The following is a 19,749-nucleotide window of genomic DNA, read 5'->3' as shown; positions in this document are numbered from 1 at the left end:
GGAAGTTTTTTATTTAAACGAGCTTCACTACAACTTCTGTTTCCACATTACATACTCCGCAATAAAAAACATGATTGCAATACTCCTGTGAATTATTATGTGTTAAACCGTCTACTGCACTTAATAATTCTTGATCCATATATGCACTGTAATCGTCTATGTAATCTACAGTTTTCCCATAATCTTGGAGTATACCTTGGCAATTTTGACAAGAATATGTTTGTGATTCTAGCGCGTTGCAAAGCGGGCAAATTCCCATCATGATTCCTCCATACGTTATCGTTTAAAAACAATTAAAAAACCCTTTTTTTAGATTAAAGAGAGCATCTAGCCGTGCATAGACGCGGTCAGTTCCTTTTTCTGCCCCATCCTGGGTTAAAACAGAACTATGCTGTTGCTCCCGATTTAATTTTCATTTTACTAAACTGGAATTTGTCTCACTTTAACAAATCATAAGTTAAGTAAGCTAAGCTGGTTATACAAAGAAAAAAACGCATATGATTTCGCTCTTAGTTTAGCCTTCTTTCTTAAAAATACAACGATTACTCTTATTTCATAATTTACGAAATGATGAAATATTTTTTACAAAATTTACAAATTATTTTTTTGTATATCTTTCTAGGTAACATCCATACTATGAGTACAAACTTAATTACCGATGGATTAGCGCCAAACGGGGCGATAATCTGGTTCAAATCCAGCTAGTCCAACCAAAAAAATTTTTATAACTCTAAGGAGGATATATTCCTATGGCAAACCAAAGTTCTTACAATCAATTAGTAGTACCAGGTGCAACAGCAGCAATCGATCAAATGAAGTACGAAATCGCTCAAGAATTTGGTGTACAATTAGGAGCAGATTCTACGGCTCGCGCTAACGGTTCTGTTGGTGGAGAAATTACAAAACGTTTAGTTGCAATGGCTGAGCAAAGCCTTGGCGGATTCCAAAAATAAATATATATGGCAAAAAGGTCTCAAGGCATATGCCTTGAGACCTTCCTTAATTTATTGCAACATTTGTAAAAACTTCTTCGTTCGTTCTTCTTTTGGATTTGTAAATACATCTTCCGGTGTACCTTGTTCGACAACGACACCGCCATCCATGAAAATAACACGGTTCGCAATTTGATGAGCAAAGCGCATTTCATGCGTTACAATGACCATCGTCATTCCTTCTTTAGCAAGTTCTTTCATAACCTTTAAAACTTCTTGAACTAGCTCAGGATCAAGTGCTGACGTTGGCTCATCAAATAGTAAAACTTCCGGCTCCATCGCAAGCGCACGAGCGATTCCAACGCGCTGTTGTTGTCCACCTGATAATTGGAACGGATATAAGTCTACTTTATCCGCAAGACCAACTTTTTCAAGGAAATAGTTTGCTTTTTTCTTCGCTTCTTCTTTCCCCATCTTTTTCACTGTAACGAGCCCTTCCATTACATTGTGAATTGCTGTTAAATGAGGAAATAGATTATGGTGTTGGAATACCATACCTGTTTGCGTACGAAGATTTACAATATCTTTCTTCGATACTTTTTGAGAGAAATCGAGCTCTTTATTGCCGATGCGAATGTTACCAGCGTTCGGCGTTTCTAACACGTTGAGACAACGCAAGAATGTCGTTTTACCAGATCCAGATGGCCCGATAATAACAACCACTTCGCCCTTCTCAACTGATAAGTCTATATGTTTTAATACGGTATTATCTCCGAAACTTTTTTGTAAATGTTGAATTGAAATCATAAAAACAAAAACTCCTTTTATGAAAGGGTTATTTTAGAGTATAACGTTCTGAACGTTTTTCTAATATTTGTTGCACGATAGATAATAAGAAGCAAATTACCCAATAAATTAGACCTGCTTCAAAATAAACAATTAAAAACTCATAGTTCATTGCTGCAATTTCCTGCGCTTTTCGGAACATTTCTGTTACTAAAATTAACGACGCTAATGACGTATCCTTCACTAAACTAATAAATGTATTCGAAAGCGGCGGAATTGATACGCGTGTTGCTTGTGGTAAAATAACACGTTTTAATGCTTGCGGGTATGTCATCCCAATTGTGTAAGCTGCTTCCCACTGTCCTTTCGGGATTGAAAGGATAGAAGCACGAATAATTTCAGATGCATATGCACCTACATTTAATGAAAATCCAATAACTGCTGCTGTATATGGCTCAACCTCAATATTAAGAGTTGGAAGACCATAGAAAATAATAAATAACTGTACAAGAAGTGGCGTTCCGCGAATGATAGATACATAGATGCGAGCAATCCATTGTAAAATACGACTACCTGAAATACGTGCGAGCGCTGTTAACGTCGCAAGTATAATACCGATAATAAATGTAATAAGCGTTAACGGAATTGTCGTAAAGACAGCTTCCTTCAGCATAGGCGCGAAGGAAGTCTGCATAATATCTATCCAAGTAGACAATCGATCTGACATCAATGCGCTACTTAGATACATTTTCACCGAACCATTTTTTCGTTATTTTATCGTACGTACCATCTTTTTTCATATCTTCTAACGCTTTATTTACTTCTTGTACAAGTTTGTCGCTACCTTTACGGAATAAGAATCCACTTTGTGACGCTTCTTTTTCTGTATCTACAATTTTAATTTTTGCATCTTTTTTCGTTTCTAAATAGTTTAACACTGATAATTTATCATTGATTGTGAAATCAACGCGGCCAGAACTTAATAATTCTGCTGCTTGGCTAAATCCTTCTACACCTGTGATTTCCGCACCATTTTTCTTAGCAATATCTGCGTAGTTACTTGTTAAAGATTGTGCTGCTTTTAATCCTTTTACGTCAGCAAATGTAGCAGGTTTATCTTTATCTTTCGCAATAACTAATGCTGCTGAAGAAGAAATATATGGACTAGAGAAGTCATATTTTTTTTGGCGATCTTCACGAATACCAACTTCATTCGCAACCATGTCGAAACGTTTTGCATCTATTCCTGCAAGTAAGCTATCCCATTGTGTTTCTTTAAATACAGGCTTTACACCTAAACGTTTTGCAACTTCTTCTGCTAATTCAACGTCAAACCCAGTTAATTTATCGTTTGTATCGTGGAACGTAAATGGTGGATATGTACCTTCTGTACCAATTACAAGCTCACCGCTTTGTTTTATCTTCTGTAATGCATCTTGATTAGCTGTATCTTTTTTCTCTTCTTTACCGCAGCCCGCTACAATCCCAATCGCTAATGTAGTTACTGCAAGCACTGAAAATAATTTTTTCATGATAGTAGTCCTCCAAGTATTCTGATAGGAATTTAAAAACTATATTGATTGTATGCAATTTCGAACAATTTTTCAATGAAAATGTTCTTATTTAGTTTAACCTTTTTCTTCATAATCAAACAAAATGGAAAAATAACGCTACATACAAAAAATAAGTAACATTTTTTAATATAGCATTTATAAAGAAAAAGGTAAAACAATACCTACTTATTTATAAGTTTTTCAGCCGGTGAAATACATTAACTTCTAAGCGGACAATCCGATCAAAAAAGAACTTGCGAAAATCGCAAGTTCTTCTAAAAATTAAGCACTCTGGTTTCCTTCCATTTGCGTTTTATACATATCGTAATAACGCCCGCGCTTTTTCATTAATTCATCATGGGAGCCTTTTTCCAAAATCGTTCCTCTATCAAGCACAATAATTTGATCAGCGCTCTTAATTGTTGAAAGACGATGAGCGATAATAAACGTCGTTCGTCCTTTCTTCACAACTTCTAGCGCTTGTTGAATCATCGCTTCTGTTTCTGTATCAATACTGGAAGTCGCTTCATCTAAAATTAAAATAGCAGGATCAAAAGCAAGTGCCCTAGCAAACGATATAAGCTGACGTTCTCCGGTTGAAAGTGTACTTCCTTTCTCCGTAATTTTTTCATCTATATTGTTCGCAAACCTTTCCGCACCAACATCACGTAACGCCTTTACGATGCGATCTTTTGAAATTTTTTCATTTTCTAAGCTTACATTGGATGCCACTGTCCCGCTAAATAAAAACGGATCTTGCAATACAATTCCCATATGTTCACGTGTTGCTTGTTTCGGCATCTCTGTTACATCGTGACCATCAATCGTAAGCTTCCCTTTTTGAAATTCATAAAACTGAAAGAGCACATTCATAATGGAACTTTTTCCTGATCCAGTATGCCCGACAAGTGCCACTGTCTCCCCTTGTTTCGCTTCAAAAGAAATATTTTTTAATACTTCATCTTTTCCATTGTAAGAAAACGAAACATTATCGAATTTCACATTTCCGGTTAAGCGAGGCATACGTTCTTCTTCTACTGCCTCTCCCTTTTCCTCTAGCAATTCAAAGACGCGCTCTGATGCAACACGCGATTGCTCTAAGTTAGCCAGTTGGTTCACCATGTTCGTAATTGGCGAGAACAATCTCGTTAAATAATCGACGAAAGCATACAGTATCCCTAGAGAAAGGAGGCCAGAAGCACTTAATGAAGCACCACCGAAATACCAAATTACACCTGTAAAAGCGATGTTTCTTAATACAGACACTAAATTATGCGAAGTTGCTGCATTTAAATTTAAAATTTTATTTTGATATTTAAAATAATCACCATTTAACTCTTCAAATTCCTTCTTCGTTTCATGTTCTTGACGAAATGCTTGAATAATTGGCATCCCTTGAATTGATTCATTCACTGTTCCGTTAATATCCGATAAACGCGAACGCATTTTATGATTGTATACAGACGCATACTTTCTATACATAATCGCCCAAACAATTAAAATTGGGATGATGAGTAAGCATAGTGCCGCCAGTTTTACATCAAGTAAAAATAGCGCAGCGAAAATCCCGATAATATAGATGATACTAGAGACGAATGTCGCAAGCACTGTTACATATAAATCACGAATCGCTTCTGTATCATTCGTTACACGCGATACAATTTTCCCTGCTGGTAAATGGTCAAAATAACGAATTGGCAACGTTTGAATATGGGAAAAGACGTCTTCCCTCATAATTTGAATAATTTTGTTTGCCGCCTTCTGTAAGAAGAACTGCTTTCCGTATGCAAATAATGATACGACTACTAATAAAGCGAAATATCCACCGCCAAGTAGTAATAACCTATTTATTTCTGGTTTATAAAACGCAAATACTTCTTCTTTCGTTAAGGCTTTCGATTTATACACTTGCACTGCCTTACCACTTTGTACTGTAAGCACATCACCCTTAACAGAACGAGTTCCTTCAAGCGTTATTTTATTCGGTACAAAATAGTACTGAAAACCAACTTGAATCACTCGGACTTCTTTCCCTTTTTGCTCACCTTGTTCAAAGCGATCACTTCGCTTATAAAAGGCACCATTATATGAAACAGCATCCTCACTCTTTTCTGTTTCATACCAGGGTCTCTCTATTCCAACGATATGCTCATCGATCATCGTTTTTGCGACGAAAGGACCCGCGAGTTCTGCAATAACGAAAACAAATAGCATCGCCATCGCTGCAAAAATCGGCCCTTTTACTTTCATCGCGTATTGAAACAATCGTTTTGAAACACTCATATTTTCACCCCACTATCCGTACTTTCACTTTCACCTTGTTGTCTTTCGAACTGCTCTGCATACCAGCCCCCATTTCGAACGAGCGCTTCATGCGAACCTTCTTCAATAACCTCACCGTTATCCATAACGAGAATCCAATCAGCATGCTGCACTGCTGACAAACGATGCGTTGTTATAATCGTCGTCTTCCCGCTTCTTTCTGTTCGTATGTTTTCAATAATTGCCGCTTCAGTACGAGCATCAACAGCTGATAAAGAATCGTCCAAAATTAAAATTTCCGGATTTTGAATAACAGCCCTCGCAATCGAAATCCTTTGCTTTTGCCCACCTGATAAAGAAACACCTTTCTCTCCAACGAGCGTTTCTAAACCTTCCGGTAAAAACTCTAAATCCTTTTTAAACGCAGCTATTTCAATCGCTTTTTCAAGTTCTTCTTCAGTCGCTTCTCTATTTCCGAATAAAATATTTTCCTTCGCTGTTTTTGAGAACAAAATGTGTTCCTGAGGTACATACCCAATCCAGCCAAGTACGTTATCATTCGTAATTTTATCTAGCTTCACATCAGAAACCGCAATATCCCCTTCCCCGAGTGGATATTGACGAAGAAGCTGACGAACGAGCGTCGTTTTCCCGCTTCCTGTTTTCCCAACAACTCCAAGTGTCTCTCCTTGTTTTAATGAGAACGAAACATTTTTTAAATTTGTTTCAATTGATGAAGGATATGAAAAAGTAACATTATCAAATTCAATGTAATCTGGCTCTTGTACAACCTTTGGATCTTTCGGATTCTTTACATCCGGTTCATAAGCTAACGTTTCATTTACACGGTCGAGCGACGCATTTCCTCTTTGCATAACATTAATCAATTCACCAATTGCAAACATCGGCCAAATCATCATCCCTAAATAGACGTTAAAAGAAACGAGCTCACCAAGTGTCACCTTTGATTGGAATACGAGATATGCACCGTACACTAAACCAATTAAATAGCTAAGACCGACGAGCATTTTTACAGTTGGCTGGAATAATGCATCGATTCTTGCTACTCTCATATTTTTCTCGTATACGTCATCTCCTAAATGATGAAACCTTCCTTGATCAGCGCTCTCCTGTACATACGCACGAATAACGCGTACACCCGCAATTGATTCAAGTACTTTATCGTTCATATCCCCGAACGCATCTTGCGCGACTGTAAATCTTTCATGCAACTTCTTTCCGTATCTATTCATCGCATACGCCATAATCGGAAGGGGTATAAGCGCAGCAAATGTTAACTGCCAACTAATTGAAAAGCCCATCATACAAACGATTGTAAGCATATATAGACTAGAATCAACGAGCGTTAATATACCAAAACCAGCTGTCATGGAGATTGCTTTTAAATCATTTGTCGCTCTCGCCATTAAATCGCCAGTACGATTTTTTTGATAAAACGTCGGTGTCATCTTAAGTAAATGCCCCATAAATTTTGAACGCATCGTTTTCTCAAGTACGAACGCACCGCCAAATAGTTGGTGCTGCCAAATGAAAGTAAGCACATACCCACCAATCGTTACCCCAAGTAAAATAAAAATATATTGCATAATCGCCTCACTCGTTAAGGCTCCCGTTTTAATATTATCAATTGTAATTCCTAACACTTTCGGTGGAATTACCTCTATCACGTTTACAATTAAAAGTACCCCAATTGCGATACTATACCTTTTCCAATGCTCTCTAAAAAACCAGCTTAACTTTAGTAATACTGAAAACAATATAACCTCCCCTTTCTCGTTCCCGTTTGATTCACATTTCTTTACCCGCTATCCAAACCCATCACATTTACATTTCGTAAGCCATACAATTTCATCACATTTTTCACCTTCCAAATTCTGATTTTTTATAGTAACCACGCAAACAAGGAAAATAAAGTGAAACTTTAATCAGTGGGGGTTTTGTTCATTCCCCACTGATTATTAGCCCGCAAATAGCGGGATAAACAAAAAAAAGCATACCGCCGCTTGACGATATGCAAAGAATGCATAAAAGCGTACGTTACGATATACGCAACGTACGCTTCTCATAAGACGCAAAGGTCCTATATATCCGCACGGGTTGCGTAATGATATGAATGTTTTCCGCCATTTAACAGAGCTAAGCCCATTACATTTACGATTACAATCATTACGCACACCCCCTTCATTTATTTTCCATTTATAATCTTACAACTTTATTGAGTATTCTGTCAATTGTTTTTTTCGCTTTAGAATAAAATAATCTTTTATCACAAAAAATGAAAGTGATGCATTCTACTTATAATTCAGTTTGAAATAAGGGAATCTTCTGTAAGAAAGGGCATACAAAACAAAAAAATAGTAAGAAATCGTTTTCACAAACATTTCATTTGAAAAATATTATCAAACCACCTACAATCACCTTATACTCACTCTTACAAGTTGCTATTTTAGGAGGACTAATCATGACAACTAGCAATACGTACAAATTTTATTTAAACGGAGAATGGAGAGAAAGCTCTTCAGGTCAAACAATCGACATTCCATCTCCATACTTACACGAAGTAATTGGGCAAGTACAAGCAATTACTCAAGGAGAAGTAGATGAAGCAATTGCATCTGCAAAAGAAGCTCAAAAATCATGGGCTGAAGCTTCTCTACAAGATCGCGCAAAATATTTATATAAATGGGCTGATGAGCTCGTAAATATGCAAGATGAAATTGCCGATATCATTATGAAAGAAGTCGGTAAAGGCTATAAAGATGCGCAAAAAGAAGTCGTTCGTACAGCTGACTTAATTCGTTACACAGTTGACGAAGCACTTCACATGCACGGTGAAAGCATGATGGGTGATAGCTTCCCTGGTGGATCTAAATCTAAACTTGCGATTATTCAGCGCGCACCACTTGGTGTTGTATTAGCAATTGCACCATTTAACTACCCAGTAAACTTATCTGCTGCAAAACTTGCACCAGCACTTATTATGGGTAACGCTGTTATCTTCAAACCAGCAACTCAAGGTGCAATTAGCGGTGTTAAAATGGTTGAAGCACTTCATAAAGCTGGCCTTCCAAAAGGTCTTGTAAACGTAGCTACAGGACGCGGTTCTGTAATTGGTGACTACTTAGTAGAACATCCTGGCGTAAATATGGTATCGTTCACAGGTGGTACAAATACAGGTAAACATTTAGCGAAAAAAGCTGCGATGATTCCACTTGTATTAGAACTTGGTGGTAAAGATCCTGGTATCGTTTGTGAAGATGCAGACTTACAAGAAGCTGCAAAGCATATCGTAAGCGGTGCATTCTCTTACTCAGGTCAACGTTGTACAGCTATTAAGCGTGTACTTGTACATGAAAATGTAGCAGACGAACTAGCTGGCTTATTAAAAGAGCAAGTAGCTGAACTATCAGTTGGATCTCCAGAACAAAACAGCACAATCGTTCCATTAATCGACGACAAATCTGCTGACTTCGTTCAAGGTTTAATTGACGATGCTGCTGAAAAAGGTGCAACAATCGTTATCGGTAACAAACGTGAGCGCAACCTAATTTATCCAACGTTAATCGACAACGTAACAGAAGAAATGAAAGTTGCTTGGGAAGAGCCATTTGGCCCAATCCTTCCAATCATCCGTGTTTCTTCTGACGAACAAGCGATTGAAATTGCTAACAAATCAGAGTTCGGTCTGCAAGCAAGTGTCTTCACAAAAGACATTAACAAAGCATTTGCAATTGCTAACAAAATCGACACTGGTTCTGTTCAAATTAACGGACGCACAGAGCGCGGCCCTGACCACTTCCCATTCATCGGTGTAAAAGGTTCAGGTATGGGCGCACAAGGTATTCGTAAGAGCCTTGAGTCTATGACTCGTCAAAAAGTAACTGTATTAAACTTAGTTTAATCTTATATGTAGCAGCTGATCTAATATTTAGGTCAGCTGCTTTTTAGTTAAAACCCTCCGGGACCTAATAACAAATTCTTCTCTATAATCTGATTATTACTATATCCATTGACGTATAAAAATACATTTGTTACTCTTAAACATGTTAATTTAATACATAAATCCTCATTCGTATCTCGGTGAGGTAGAGGTTGCAGTCATTAAGAGTATCATTTCAGGAGATGTAGTGGCATTGATGAAGAAATGAGAAAGGAATGATTGCCGAAGTAAGTCGTGTCCACCATGCACGCTTGCTGGGTCTGCATTTAATAAGTGCAGAACTGTCACAAACGTTTCGTTTGTGGAGAGCTATCGAGAGGTATGTCGTGGGTTTCTTATAAGATAGAAAGCATGTAGCGGCAAATTACGTGCTTTTTTTGTTTTGTTTGGACCTTCTCTTCCTTATCAGGAAGACATACATATCTCCTCGCTTGACTTGGTTATACTAACTTTGGAGGTATTTTCTATGCAACAAAAAAAATGGGGCTTTTGGGTACTAACAGCTTTCGTTGTCGGTAACATGGTTGGCGCTGGTATTTTCATGGTGCCAAGTACGTTAGCACAAACAGCAAGCCCACTCGGTGTCACTTTAGCTTGGTTAACAACAGGGTTTGGTGTTTTAATGCTAGCTCTTGTTTTCGGTAATTTAGCAATTCGTCGTCCTGATTTAACGACAGGACCACAAAGTCATGCATATGCTTTATTCTCAACACCAAAAAGAAAGAAAATGGCTGGTTTCAGCATGGTATGGGGATATTGGGTTGCAAACTGGGCAAGTAACGTTGCCATTATTACATCTTTCGCGGGATATTTATCGCTCTTCTTCCCAATTATGAAAGATACACGACTACTATTTTCAATTGGCTCTTTCAATATAGAAGTTGGAAAACTAATTACATTTACTATTTGTTCCATCTTACTTTGGGGAACACATTTAATTTTAACAAACGGTGTAAGCGGAGCTGGGAAGCTAAACTTCTTAGCGACAACAACGAAAGTAACTGGATTCCTTCTATTCATTGTCGTTACGTTATTTGCGTTCGAAGCTTCAAAGTTTGGACAATGGTACACACCGATGATCGATAAAGAAGGCGTATCACACGGTCTCCTTTCACAAGTAAATTTAGCGGCTCTTACAACGCTTTGGGCATTTATCGGCATTGAATCAGCCGTTCTTTTATCAAACCGAGCTACTTCTCCCAAAACGGTAAAACGTGCGACTGTTGCCGGTTTACTAATAACAGTTGCAATTTATTTAGGAATTACAATTTTAACAATGGGTGTACTTCACGTTGATAAATTACAAGCTTCTGAACGTCCATTAGCAGATGCATTAAACGCTGCAATGGGTCATGGCGGCGGGAAACTTATGGCATTACTTGCTCTTACTTCCCTATTCGGTTCAATATTAGGCTGGATTTTATTAAGCTCAGAAGTACCTTATCAAGCAGCAAAAGAAGGTTTCTTCCCTTCCTTCTTCGCAAAAACGAATAAAAAAGGAAGTCCAATTCATTCACTACGATTAACAAACATTATGTCGCAAGTGTTCTTATTCTCAACATTATCAGGAACAATTGCGGAAGCTTATACATTCGTTATTACCGTATCAACACTGGCCTACCTCATTCCATATCTCGTTTCACCAATCTTCCAGTTAAAACTAGTCGCAACTGGTGAAACATATAAGAATGAAATGGGTTCAAGAATTATGGATGGTGTAGTTGCAGTTATCGCACTTTGCTATGCACTATGGGTTATTAAAACCGGCGCATCCGATATAAAAACATTTCTTCTCGGAATTGGTTTATTCGGGATTGGCTTTGCCTTCTATCCATTAATGAATCGTGATCAGAAAAAAAATAAAGAAAAGAAAAACGAGCAAGTTGCGTAACGCAATTTGCTCGTTTTTTACTTTATAAAACATATATAATAGAAAAAAGAGGTGAAAAACATGTCAATCGAATCACTATGGAGCTCTCGTTTTCAACAACATATTCAAAATGCCATCACATACTTTGCACGTATGATTAACGGTTTACTATATAGCTTCATCTTCGTCTCATGTGTAGGTGCATATTATTACGCTAAGTTTCTTAAAACGGATCCTTCTAAAGGAATATCTTTATTACTCATCACGATCGTACTTACACTCATTATAACGAGATGCCAAGTTCGCACATTTATTCAAAAACCGGACGCTGTCTATTTACTCGCATTAGAAGAGAAATTAATATCTTATTTTAAAAAATCTCTTCTATATAATTACATCATTCAGCTTTTCCCATTATTATTTACGTTCCTTATTCTCGTACCGCTTGCCATGCAATCATTACAATTAACCGTACCTTTTTTATGTACAATCTTTATAATTTTAATGATTCTAAAGGGCTGGAACATATACATACATTGGATGTGGCGTGATAGTTATGAAAAAAGCATATGGTTTATCATTCGTATTGCTTGTAACGCCCTGATCATTTACATGCTGTTTTATGCTGCAAATGTAATTGTATTAGGCGGATTACTCTTACTTCTCGCTTTCCTACTTCTATATACGAAGAAACAGCCCACAAAGCGAATACCATGGGAATACATAATTGAGCAAGAAGAAAAAATGGACATACGCTTTTATCAATTCGCTAGCATCTTTACCGATGTTCCGCAGCTAAAAAAACAAGTAAACGGCAGAAAATGGCTTACAAATTGGATCGAACCTTTACTACATAAAAAACGAGCTACTTTCTTTTATTTACATACACTTGCATTTTTACGTGGTAATGATTATTTCGGTATATATATTCGCTTGGGGGTAATCGGTGCTTTCATCCTATATTTTGTTCCGAATATATACGTAAAAGGTGCTATCGCTTATATCATCCTATATATGATTTCTATGCAGCTTCGTTCTCTGTGGAAATATTTTTCGGGAAATATTATCGTAGCATTATATCCAATTGATACTGAAAAACGAATGAATCAATTTCTCCGCTTAATCTTTATATTGCTAAGCATTCAACTCATTGTATTTTCAAGTATTATACTCATTGCTACAGGGCAATTCTCACATAGTCTTATCATTATGATTATCGGGTTAATCTGGATCAAATTTATTATTGTACCAAAAACGAAGCAACGCGTTTCTTCGTTTTAACGAAAAGAATTATCTTAAAAGCCAAGGAGAAAATAAATTATCTCCTTGGCTTTTTTATTTTTCTTCCTCAAACAAGAATCACTGAAACAACCGATATTTTATGATTTTTACATACAAAAACGATAATACATGTTTACGTCCTAATAAAAAGGGTAGTTATTAAATTAACAGGGCAAAGGAACTGGAGGGAATGAAAAAATATGAATTAAGGTTTCACTTTATAAAAGACGTTGCCCAAGGACGATTCTGGAACCGATTATATAATATAAGGAGCTGATTGCAATGAGTAAAAAAATTGCTATTTTAATAACGGATTATTTCGAGGACACAGAATACACAGAGCCAGTAGAATCTTTTAATCAAAAGGGATACGAATTAACAACTATTGAAATGGAAAAAGGTAAAACGGTACACGGTAAACAAGGAAAAAGTGAAGTCGTAATTGATAAAAGTATTGATGATGTTTCTCCAGAGAACTTTGATGCCCTCTTTATACCAGGCGGATTTTCCCCAGATATACTTCGTGCAGATGAACGTTTTGTTCGCTTTAGCAAAGCATTTATGGATGCGAAAAAGCCTGTTTTTGCTATTTGTCACGGCCCCCAATTACTCATCACTGCACAAACACTTGAAGGACGCGATGTGACTGGATATAAATCCATTGCGGTCGATTTGAAAAATGCCGGTGGAAATTTTCATGATAAAGAAGTGGTTGTATGCCAAAATCAGCTAGTAACAAGTAGACAACCAGAGGACATCCCAGTGTTTATTGAAGAATCATTGCGTATATTAGGATAGTTATTATAGGTTAACCAAAGTAGCTAAATAACTACTTTGGTTAACCTTTTTATTTGTAAAAAACAAAATTAACACCATATGAAACATTTCTTCATCTTTAATGATTTTTTGAGACAGCCTCTTTTCTCGTCCCAAAATTTCTAATCACTTTTCATAGGCATTTCTCATATAGTGAAAATGACTATACGATTCCTATCCATAAGTTAATAATGATTTCGCACATATAAATAAAAAAGATAGGAGCTCTATTATGAACAACAATCCACCTGCAACGCCCCAAAACAACTCAGAAAAAAATAGCCGTGACATTAAATTGCAAACATTACGAGTCATCGGACTCATCGTCCTTATTAGTGGTTATATTCTCGTCGCTCTCTCAGAAGTAGGTGAGCTGAAAACCTTATTAACAAACCCTAACGCCAATCCTGATTTAGCTGAAGTTGATCCGTTTTAAAAATTATATAAAAAGCGAGTCCCAGTATAACTGGTTCGCTTTTTATATAGTTTCATCCAATCTGAGAAACATTTCCTTCATTCTGATACTTCTCTTTCCCTATCGCCTTCATAAATAATAAAATACTGCTCATACCAACGATGAAATATAGAGCGCTCATGCCCCAAGATGCAATAAATGAACCTCTTACTTCATTTGGTACCATATGTGCCAGAATAGATTGACATACTGGCACATACATCATCTCTCCTACAGTTTAGAAAAGCCCTGCGATTAATAAGATCCATAAACTATAGCTCACTCCGAGTATTGTAAATCCAATTATATAAATGAATAAGCCTACATATTATGACTGTAATTATTGAATGACTTCTTCTAAATGGTTCTTCAAGTTCTCTAAATACTTCTCAACAGTAGGATTTTTCACCACATCATAACAAGCAAAACTCTTTAACGGACTCATCCCAAGAAACTTCTGCACACGATGTAAATGACTAAGTGCTGATTCTAAACTTTCTCCTTCAAAGAACTTCGTCTTATCTCCGAATGCTTTTTCAGGTGCGTTCCAAGTTGTAGAAAACATATACTGCTTCTCTTTTAATAAACCGCCTGTTCCATATTCATCTGCACCTTTAAAGAACAAGCCATATTCATATACTTCATCCATATAAGTTTTAAATAATCCAGGAACACTAAACCAATAAATTGGTGTTTGATAAATTACAACATCAGCCCATAAAAACTTTTCTTGCTCTTCCTTAATACTGTATCCATCTTGAATCGTTGTTGTTTTCACATGATGATTCTCGCTTAATACAGTTACCATATAATCTACTAACGTTCTATTTAATCGTCCTTCTTTCGTACCATATTTTTCATGTCCATTTATAATCAATATATTTTTCATCACTTTTCTCTCCCCTATATGATCTACTCTTCAGCTATTAAACCGAGTTGCTGCTGTAGTGTAAGATTATCTTCTAAATGCCAATCTTCCGTTATCTTTCCGTCTTTCACATGTAAAATATCCATCGCAAAAAAATTGATTTTCTTACCATTATTCGTTCCTGTAAAAGAAAGACGGGCTGTTACTTTATCACCAACAACCAATAAATCTTCAATCTCACAATGTATATCAGGAACGACTTTATGAAAATTTTGCGCTGCAAATTTTAATCCTTCAACACCTTGTGGACGGCCTTTTGGCAACGTATTATCAAAGAAATTATCAGTCACAGTCTGCAGAATAAGCTCCTCTTTACCTGTATCCCAAAATTCGTAAAAGCGCTGCGCTGCATGAACCATTTCTGTCGCTTCCTTTTTACTTAGTGAAGAATCAATTGTCATTGCTTTTGGCTTTGGCATTTCTTTTAATAACTGGACTTCAGTTTTTCCCTCCACACCGCATGCTACAAGCACAATACAAATAACAAACAAACTAAGAAATCCAAATAACTTTTTTATCCCCATGGAAATCACCACCTCCTCATATAAATTCTTTCTGTTTCGTATTGCTATTGTATACGCACTAACTTCCTTTATGGAAGTAGTGATATTTTTTTCATATAGTTACGAAATAGATAGTTTTGTGATACGATAAGGCAAATTCATTCAAAAAATTTTTATGGAGGCTATTTCCATGAGCAATATAGATCCAGTTGTATTAACGAAAGGTTTACCTGGTATACCTTGTCCTATCGCTAAAACGCTTGACGTAATTAGTACAAAATGGACATTTTTAATTATTCGAGACCTTCTTATCGAAGGAACGTTACGATTTAGTGATTTACAAAAATCAATGGATGGGATTAGTCCGAAAACATTATCGCTTCGACTAAAAGAATTAGAAGCACAAGGGATTATAACGAGAAAAGTATATCCAGAAGTTCCGCCTCGTGTAGAGTACACGTTAACGGATAAAGGAAAGCAATTAGAGGGAATTTTCATTGAATTAAAGCGGTTTGGATTAAGTTTATAAAACAAAAACCCCTTACCATCGTAAGGGGTTTTATTACTTCGCAAAACTTTGAGCTAGCTGTTTCTCTCTCCACATAAATGTAATGCCGAGACCAACGATTAAAACAACACCTGAAAATGCATATGGATAATTAATGTTTATATCAAATAATATTCCGCCCATCGCTGGTCCTGCGATATTTCCTAAACTCGTATACGTTGAGTTCATACCAGCAACGAATCCTTGCTCTTTTCCAGCTGCTTTTGATAAAAACGTCGTTAAAGCTGGACGAAGTAAATCAAATGCTAGGAAAATAAAGCAAGTAACGAGAAGTACACTCCAATAATTAAAGACTACAGTTGAGACGAATGCTAATACTGCACCTACAATTAAACATATTTGAATTAATACTTTCTCACCGAACATGTCAACCAATTTGCCAAACATAAATACTTGCACAACTACCCCAAAGATGGAGCTAATCGTAATAATTGCAGCAATATCTTTCGGTGTGAAACCAAACTTATGATCAGAGAACAGGCTAAACACAGTTTCATATGCTGATAATCCAAATGCGAGTACAAATACAATAATAAATGCGATTGCATACATTGGATTTAATGATTTCTTTAAATCTCCGATAAAGCTGGATTCTTTCGTATTAGCTGCAATCTCTGCAAGTTCTTCTTTCGTTAACGGCTCTTTCAAAATAAATATAGAAATCACGCATGCAACAAAGGCAATCACTGCTGCCACAAAGAACGGCACACGTATACCGTATTCTGCAATAAACCCGCCGATTCCAGGCCCTATAATAAATCCGGTGCTGATAGCTGCTGAAAGATAGCCCATCGCCTTTGGACGTTCTTGAATAGAAGTAATATCAGCAACATATGCCGTAACACCCGGCATAATAAACGCGGCACTAATTCCGCCTAACACCCTCGCTGCATAAAGCATCCACACATCTGTACCTAATCCAAAAAGAAGCTCTGAAACACCAAAAATAAATAATCCAATGATTATCATTTTCTTCCTACCGTAAATGTCGACCCAACGACCCGTAATAGGTGAAGTAATAAGCTGCGCCATCGCAAACACTGCAACGAGATAACCCATCGTCTTTCCTGTTAAATTCATATCATTCATAAAGGACGGCATAACCGGAATGATTAATCCAATCCCTAAAAAAGCGATAAATATATTACTCAAAAGAATGATCAATACCATCTTTTGTTCTTTTATCGGTTTCTTCAATTTTTAACACCTCTTCCCGTAGTTCCTCTCAAAAATAATGCCCAAGAAGTTTTTTCTTTATCCTGCTATTTGTGGGCTCATACTGAGTAAAGATGTCCCCACTCATTAGAATTTCACTCTATCCTTCCACACATACATAAACACAGGGTGAATGACTATCATTCAGTTTCCCGCAGAAATGAACCTACCTTTTCAGACAGGTTCATCTTACTACTTCTTTATCCCGCATTAACGGGCAGTAAGACTCCCACCTCAAAATTCAGCGAATGCGAGGAAGTTAGGTGGGAGATAACTGCCCTTAAATGCCCGATTGGTGAAGGCTAATAAACAGTGGGGATGAACCCTCCCACTGTTTAAAGTTTCACTTTATATGTAGTGCATGTGTTAAAAAATCTAGTACTTCTGCCTTTTGTAGCTCGACTTGCTCATCATCTTTATGATCATATAAATAAACTTGTTCCGCTGCTGATTCAACAAGAGCGATAAATAACTTCGCTGTTCGCTCTGCGTGAACCGAATCACGAATTTCACCTGATTCTTTTGCCTCACTTAAAAAGTCACTTAGCCATATATAAAGAGGCTCATATACAGCTTCCCATTCTTTTATATGTTCAGTTGATGCAAGGCCCGCATACATTAATGCTTGTATTTCACGATATTCAGCTATAAAGGTAAATACTGCATCTATTACTTGCTCAACTTTACTTGAAAAAGGTGAATCGTTCTGTACTTTTTCTTTCACTGCAAGTATCATCTTCCCAACCATCACTTCTGCTATTGCAGGCATAACAGATAACTTAGAAGGAAAATATAAATAGAAAGTTCCTTGTGCAATGCCAGCCAATTTCACGATATCAGAAATCTTCGTTTTTTCAACGCCCTTTTCCTGAAACACTTCAATAGCTGCATAGACAATTTTTTCTTTTTTATTCATCATCTAAACCCTTTCACACGCGTATTAAATGACTGTCACTCATTTTATAAAATAACTAGCTGTACTGTCAATCATCGTGCACTTTTCATAATAAAAATCTCCCAACAAATCGTTAGGAGATTTAACTTTAATATCCTTTTCTTATGAAAGAGCTTTTAACCCCGTAACTCCACATACAATAAGAGCTACACTAATCAAACGTGCCTTACTTTTCGATTCACCAAACAGAAACATATTTAATAAAACAGCTCCTGCTGTTCCAATGCCAATCCAAACCGCATAAGCTACACTTACTTGTAAGAACAAGAAAGATGTGTATAAGAATGCAAAGGAAGTTGCAAATCCACCTATATAAATCGCTCCATTTGCTAACGTCTTATCTTTACTATACATTTTAAGGCCTATCACACCGACTATTTCACTAATTGCAGCACAAAATACGAAAAACCAACCCATTTTAAGCAGCTCCTTTCACAATTTCTTCCGCGGTTTCTTCTTTATTATCAGCTAATTTTAAACCGATAACGCCCGCTACGACCATTACGATAAAGAATAGCTTTCCTAAACTGAAACTGCCGCCGAAAAGGAATACATCCATTAGGAAAGTACCAACCGTACCAGCTCCGGCAAACACAGCATATACAGTCCCTGTTGCAAGATGTTCGCACGCTTTCGATAGGAAGTAAAAATCAACAGCGATAACTCCTACAATAATGACCCAATGCCACCAAGTATGAGCTGTATTAAAACCAAACACCCAAAAAATTTCAAAGATACATGTTAATATGACATATAACCAAGCTTTATTTTTCATATCTCTCACCTTCTATTATTTACTGACTGACCGTCAGTCATTTTTGATTTAAAAAATATAATCTCACTCTAACTACTATTTAAAAAACCAATATCATCCTCATTTATCCTTATATTTGTTCCGTTATTAAGCTAACTACATATAAAAGTTGCTTATCTACACCCTTCCACAGAAAAAATGACTGAATGTCATTCATAAACATTCTACATGACCAATTGATAAAGTGTCAACACCCGGATTCTATTAACTAAAAAATATTTTAAATTTCTTAAATCCACATGTATATTTCTTAATAATCTGTCAATAATGGTAGTAACATAATATTTTCTCCATTCCCCCCTTGGAGATCCCTTTGAATCGAGCAGTTGCTTTTAGCTAACTCCTCTTTTTTAATTTATCGGCACATTATAATTAAATACTCATAGATAAATTCCAAAACAAAGACCTGTACTCCCTTTTCAACATGCAACAAAGAACGAAATATTTTGTACGCTATTTACTTTTCAACGAGTCTTTGTATGCAATAATTTTATTTTCGAGCATCTTCTCTGTAACTTCTAAATTTTCTCTTTGAATCTGAATAGATTTCCTATGATCTTCTAAGAGCTGTAAACGAGCTTCGGTTGTATGCTCCCCTTCTAAATATAATCTAGCATATTCTCTTATTTTCGCTATCGGCATTTGTGTTTGTTTTAATTTCATTACAAACTGCAACCACTTTATATGTGACTCTTCATACAATCTATTCCCATTTGCATCGCGATTTGCAATTAATATGTTCTCCTTTTCATAATAACGTAATGTATGTGTGCTCACTCCTAATAATTTAGCTACCTCGCTAATTGTGTACATAACCATTCTCCCTCCGCACGCCATTTACTCTCATATAT

20 protein-coding genes, 1 pseudogene and 1 riboswitch are annotated in these 19,749 nt (G+C 36.5%); of the genes and pseudogenes, 7 read left to right on the top strand and 14 right to left on the bottom strand.

Annotated features, from left to right (window positions below):
* Window positions 1–13: 13 nt before the first annotated feature.
* The gene (locus tag B5P42_RS00705; protein WP_002087367.1) at window positions 14–259 is read right to left on the bottom strand and encodes a hypothetical protein; all 246 of its coding nucleotides are present in this window, start codon (window positions 257–259) and stop codon (window positions 14–16) included.
* Window positions 260–749: 490 nt separating this feature from the next.
* On the opposite strand from B5P42_RS00705, the gene sasP reads away from it, so the two are divergent.
* A complete protein-coding gene (gene sasP / locus B5P42_RS00700) occupies window positions 750–953 on the top strand; it encodes a small acid-soluble spore protein, SasP family (RefSeq protein WP_000013349.1) in 204 nt (67 codons plus the stop codon).
* A gap of 51 nt (window positions 954–1,004) precedes the next feature.
* Here the strand turns inward: sasP and B5P42_RS00695 are convergent, their stop codons facing one another.
* From B5P42_RS00695 to B5P42_RS00675, 5 genes are all read right to left on the bottom strand, one after another.
* On the bottom strand, window positions 1,005–1,739 hold the full coding sequence (locus B5P42_RS00695; protein ID WP_002010843.1) for an amino acid ABC transporter ATP-binding protein: 735 nt from the start codon (window positions 1,737–1,739) through the stop codon (window positions 1,005–1,007).
* 28 nt (window positions 1,740–1,767) lie between these two features.
* The gene (locus B5P42_RS00690; protein WP_033706449.1) at window positions 1,768–2,466 is read right to left on the bottom strand and encodes an amino acid ABC transporter permease; all 699 of its coding nucleotides are present in this window, start codon (window positions 2,464–2,466) and stop codon (window positions 1,768–1,770) included.
* On the bottom strand, window positions 2,453–3,250 hold the full coding sequence (locus B5P42_RS00685) for an amino acid ABC transporter substrate-binding protein (RefSeq protein WP_002030008.1): 798 nt from the start codon (window positions 3,248–3,250) through the stop codon (window positions 2,453–2,455). Before B5P42_RS00685 ends, B5P42_RS00690 begins: the two co-directional genes overlap by 14 nt.
* 303 nt (window positions 3,251–3,553) lie before the next feature.
* Window positions 3,554–5,554: an ABC transporter ATP-binding protein gene (locus B5P42_RS00680; RefSeq protein WP_002140515.1), complete on the bottom strand. Its 2,001-nt coding sequence runs from the start codon at window positions 5,552–5,554 to the stop codon at window positions 3,554–3,556.
* On the bottom strand, window positions 5,551–7,311 hold the full coding sequence (locus tag B5P42_RS00675; protein WP_113733381.1) for an ABC transporter ATP-binding protein: 1,761 nt from the start codon (window positions 7,309–7,311) through the stop codon (window positions 5,551–5,553). The genes B5P42_RS00680 and B5P42_RS00675 overlap by 4 nt, the downstream gene beginning before the upstream one ends.
* 704 nt (window positions 7,312–8,015) lie before the next feature.
* Here B5P42_RS00675 and gapN point away from each other — a divergent pair.
* The 5 genes from gapN (at window position 8,016) to B5P42_RS00640 (ending at window position 13,897) form a co-directional block, all read left to right on the top strand.
* The gene (gene gapN / locus B5P42_RS00660) at window positions 8,016–9,455 is read left to right on the top strand and encodes an NADP-dependent glyceraldehyde-3-phosphate dehydrogenase (RefSeq protein WP_002010835.1); all 1,440 of its coding nucleotides are present in this window, start codon (window positions 8,016–8,018) and stop codon (window positions 9,453–9,455) included.
* 177 nt (window positions 9,456–9,632) lie between these two features.
* A riboswitch (Lysine riboswitch) is annotated at window positions 9,633–9,814 on the top strand.
* A 146-nt stretch (window positions 9,815–9,960) separates the two neighbouring features.
* Window positions 9,961–11,385 carry an amino acid permease gene (locus B5P42_RS00655; protein WP_002010833.1) on the top strand — a complete coding sequence of 475 codons (1,425 nt, stop codon included), beginning with the start codon at window positions 9,961–9,963 and terminating at the stop codon, window positions 11,383–11,385.
* Window positions 11,386–11,445: 60 nt separating this feature from the next.
* A complete protein-coding gene (locus B5P42_RS00650; protein ID WP_113733380.1) occupies window positions 11,446–12,645 on the top strand; it encodes an ABC transporter permease in 1,200 nt (399 codons plus the stop codon).
* A 282-nt stretch (window positions 12,646–12,927) separates the two neighbouring features.
* On the top strand, window positions 12,928–13,443 hold the full coding sequence (locus B5P42_RS00645) for a type 1 glutamine amidotransferase domain-containing protein (protein ID WP_113733379.1): 516 nt from the start codon (window positions 12,928–12,930) through the stop codon (window positions 13,441–13,443).
* A 250-nt stretch (window positions 13,444–13,693) separates the two neighbouring features.
* Window positions 13,694–13,897 (top strand): hypothetical protein, encoded by a 204-nt coding sequence (locus B5P42_RS00640; RefSeq protein WP_044444657.1) that lies wholly within the window; start codon window positions 13,694–13,696, stop codon window positions 13,895–13,897.
* 52 nt (window positions 13,898–13,949) lie between these two features.
* On the opposite strand, the pseudogene B5P42_RS00635 reads toward B5P42_RS00640, so the two are convergent.
* From B5P42_RS00635 to B5P42_RS00625, 3 genes and pseudogenes are all read right to left on the bottom strand, one after another.
* Window positions 13,950–14,243, bottom strand: a pseudogene (locus tag B5P42_RS00635) (MDR family MFS transporter); the annotation flags it as partial.
* Window positions 14,244–14,255: 12 nt separating this feature from the next.
* Window positions 14,256–14,804 carry an NAD(P)H-dependent oxidoreductase gene (locus B5P42_RS00630; protein ID WP_088035328.1) on the bottom strand — a complete coding sequence of 183 codons (549 nt, stop codon included), beginning with the start codon at window positions 14,802–14,804 and terminating at the stop codon, window positions 14,256–14,258.
* Between the two features lie 23 nt (window positions 14,805–14,827).
* The gene (locus B5P42_RS00625; protein WP_113733378.1) at window positions 14,828–15,367 is read right to left on the bottom strand and encodes an ester cyclase; all 540 of its coding nucleotides are present in this window, start codon (window positions 15,365–15,367) and stop codon (window positions 14,828–14,830) included.
* Between the two features lie 169 nt (window positions 15,368–15,536).
* On the opposite strand from B5P42_RS00625, the gene B5P42_RS00620 reads away from it, so the two are divergent.
* Window positions 15,537–15,875: a winged helix-turn-helix transcriptional regulator gene (locus tag B5P42_RS00620; RefSeq protein ID WP_002166316.1), complete on the top strand. Its 339-nt coding sequence runs from the start codon at window positions 15,537–15,539 to the stop codon at window positions 15,873–15,875.
* 33 nt (window positions 15,876–15,908) lie between these two features.
* Here B5P42_RS00620 and B5P42_RS00615 read toward each other — a convergent pair whose 3' ends face one another.
* The 5 genes from B5P42_RS00615 to B5P42_RS00595 form a co-directional block, all read right to left on the bottom strand.
* Window positions 15,909–17,111, bottom strand: coding sequence for an MFS transporter (locus B5P42_RS00615; protein ID WP_088035229.1), 1,203 nt, complete (start codon window positions 17,109–17,111; stop codon window positions 15,909–15,911).
* Between the two features lie 361 nt (window positions 17,112–17,472).
* Entirely contained in the window at window positions 17,473–18,048 is a 576-nt protein-coding gene (locus B5P42_RS00610; protein WP_113733377.1) for a TetR/AcrR family transcriptional regulator, read from the bottom strand.
* A gap of 138 nt (window positions 18,049–18,186) precedes the next feature.
* Window positions 18,187–18,501 carry a DMT family transporter gene (locus B5P42_RS00605; RefSeq protein WP_000539672.1) on the bottom strand — a complete coding sequence of 105 codons (315 nt, stop codon included), beginning with the start codon at window positions 18,499–18,501 and terminating at the stop codon, window positions 18,187–18,189.
* A gap of 1 nt (window position 18,502) precedes the next feature.
* A complete protein-coding gene (locus tag B5P42_RS00600) occupies window positions 18,503–18,859 on the bottom strand; it encodes a DMT family transporter (RefSeq protein WP_002125474.1) in 357 nt (118 codons plus the stop codon).
* Between the two features lie 492 nt (window positions 18,860–19,351).
* Window positions 19,352–19,711, bottom strand: a complete 360-nt coding sequence (locus tag B5P42_RS00595; protein ID WP_002188427.1) for a MerR family transcriptional regulator — start codon at window positions 19,709–19,711, stop codon at window positions 19,352–19,354.
* Window positions 19,712–19,749 lie beyond the last annotated feature (38 nt).

This window comes from Bacillus sp. SRB_331, assembly GCF_003264175.1.
GTDB classification, from domain to species: Bacteria; Bacillota; Bacilli; order Bacillales; family Bacillaceae_G; genus Bacillus_A; species Bacillus_A mycoides.
The sequence above is the reverse complement of the archived record's forward strand: the minus strand, read 5'-3'. Positions and strand labels throughout refer to the sequence as shown.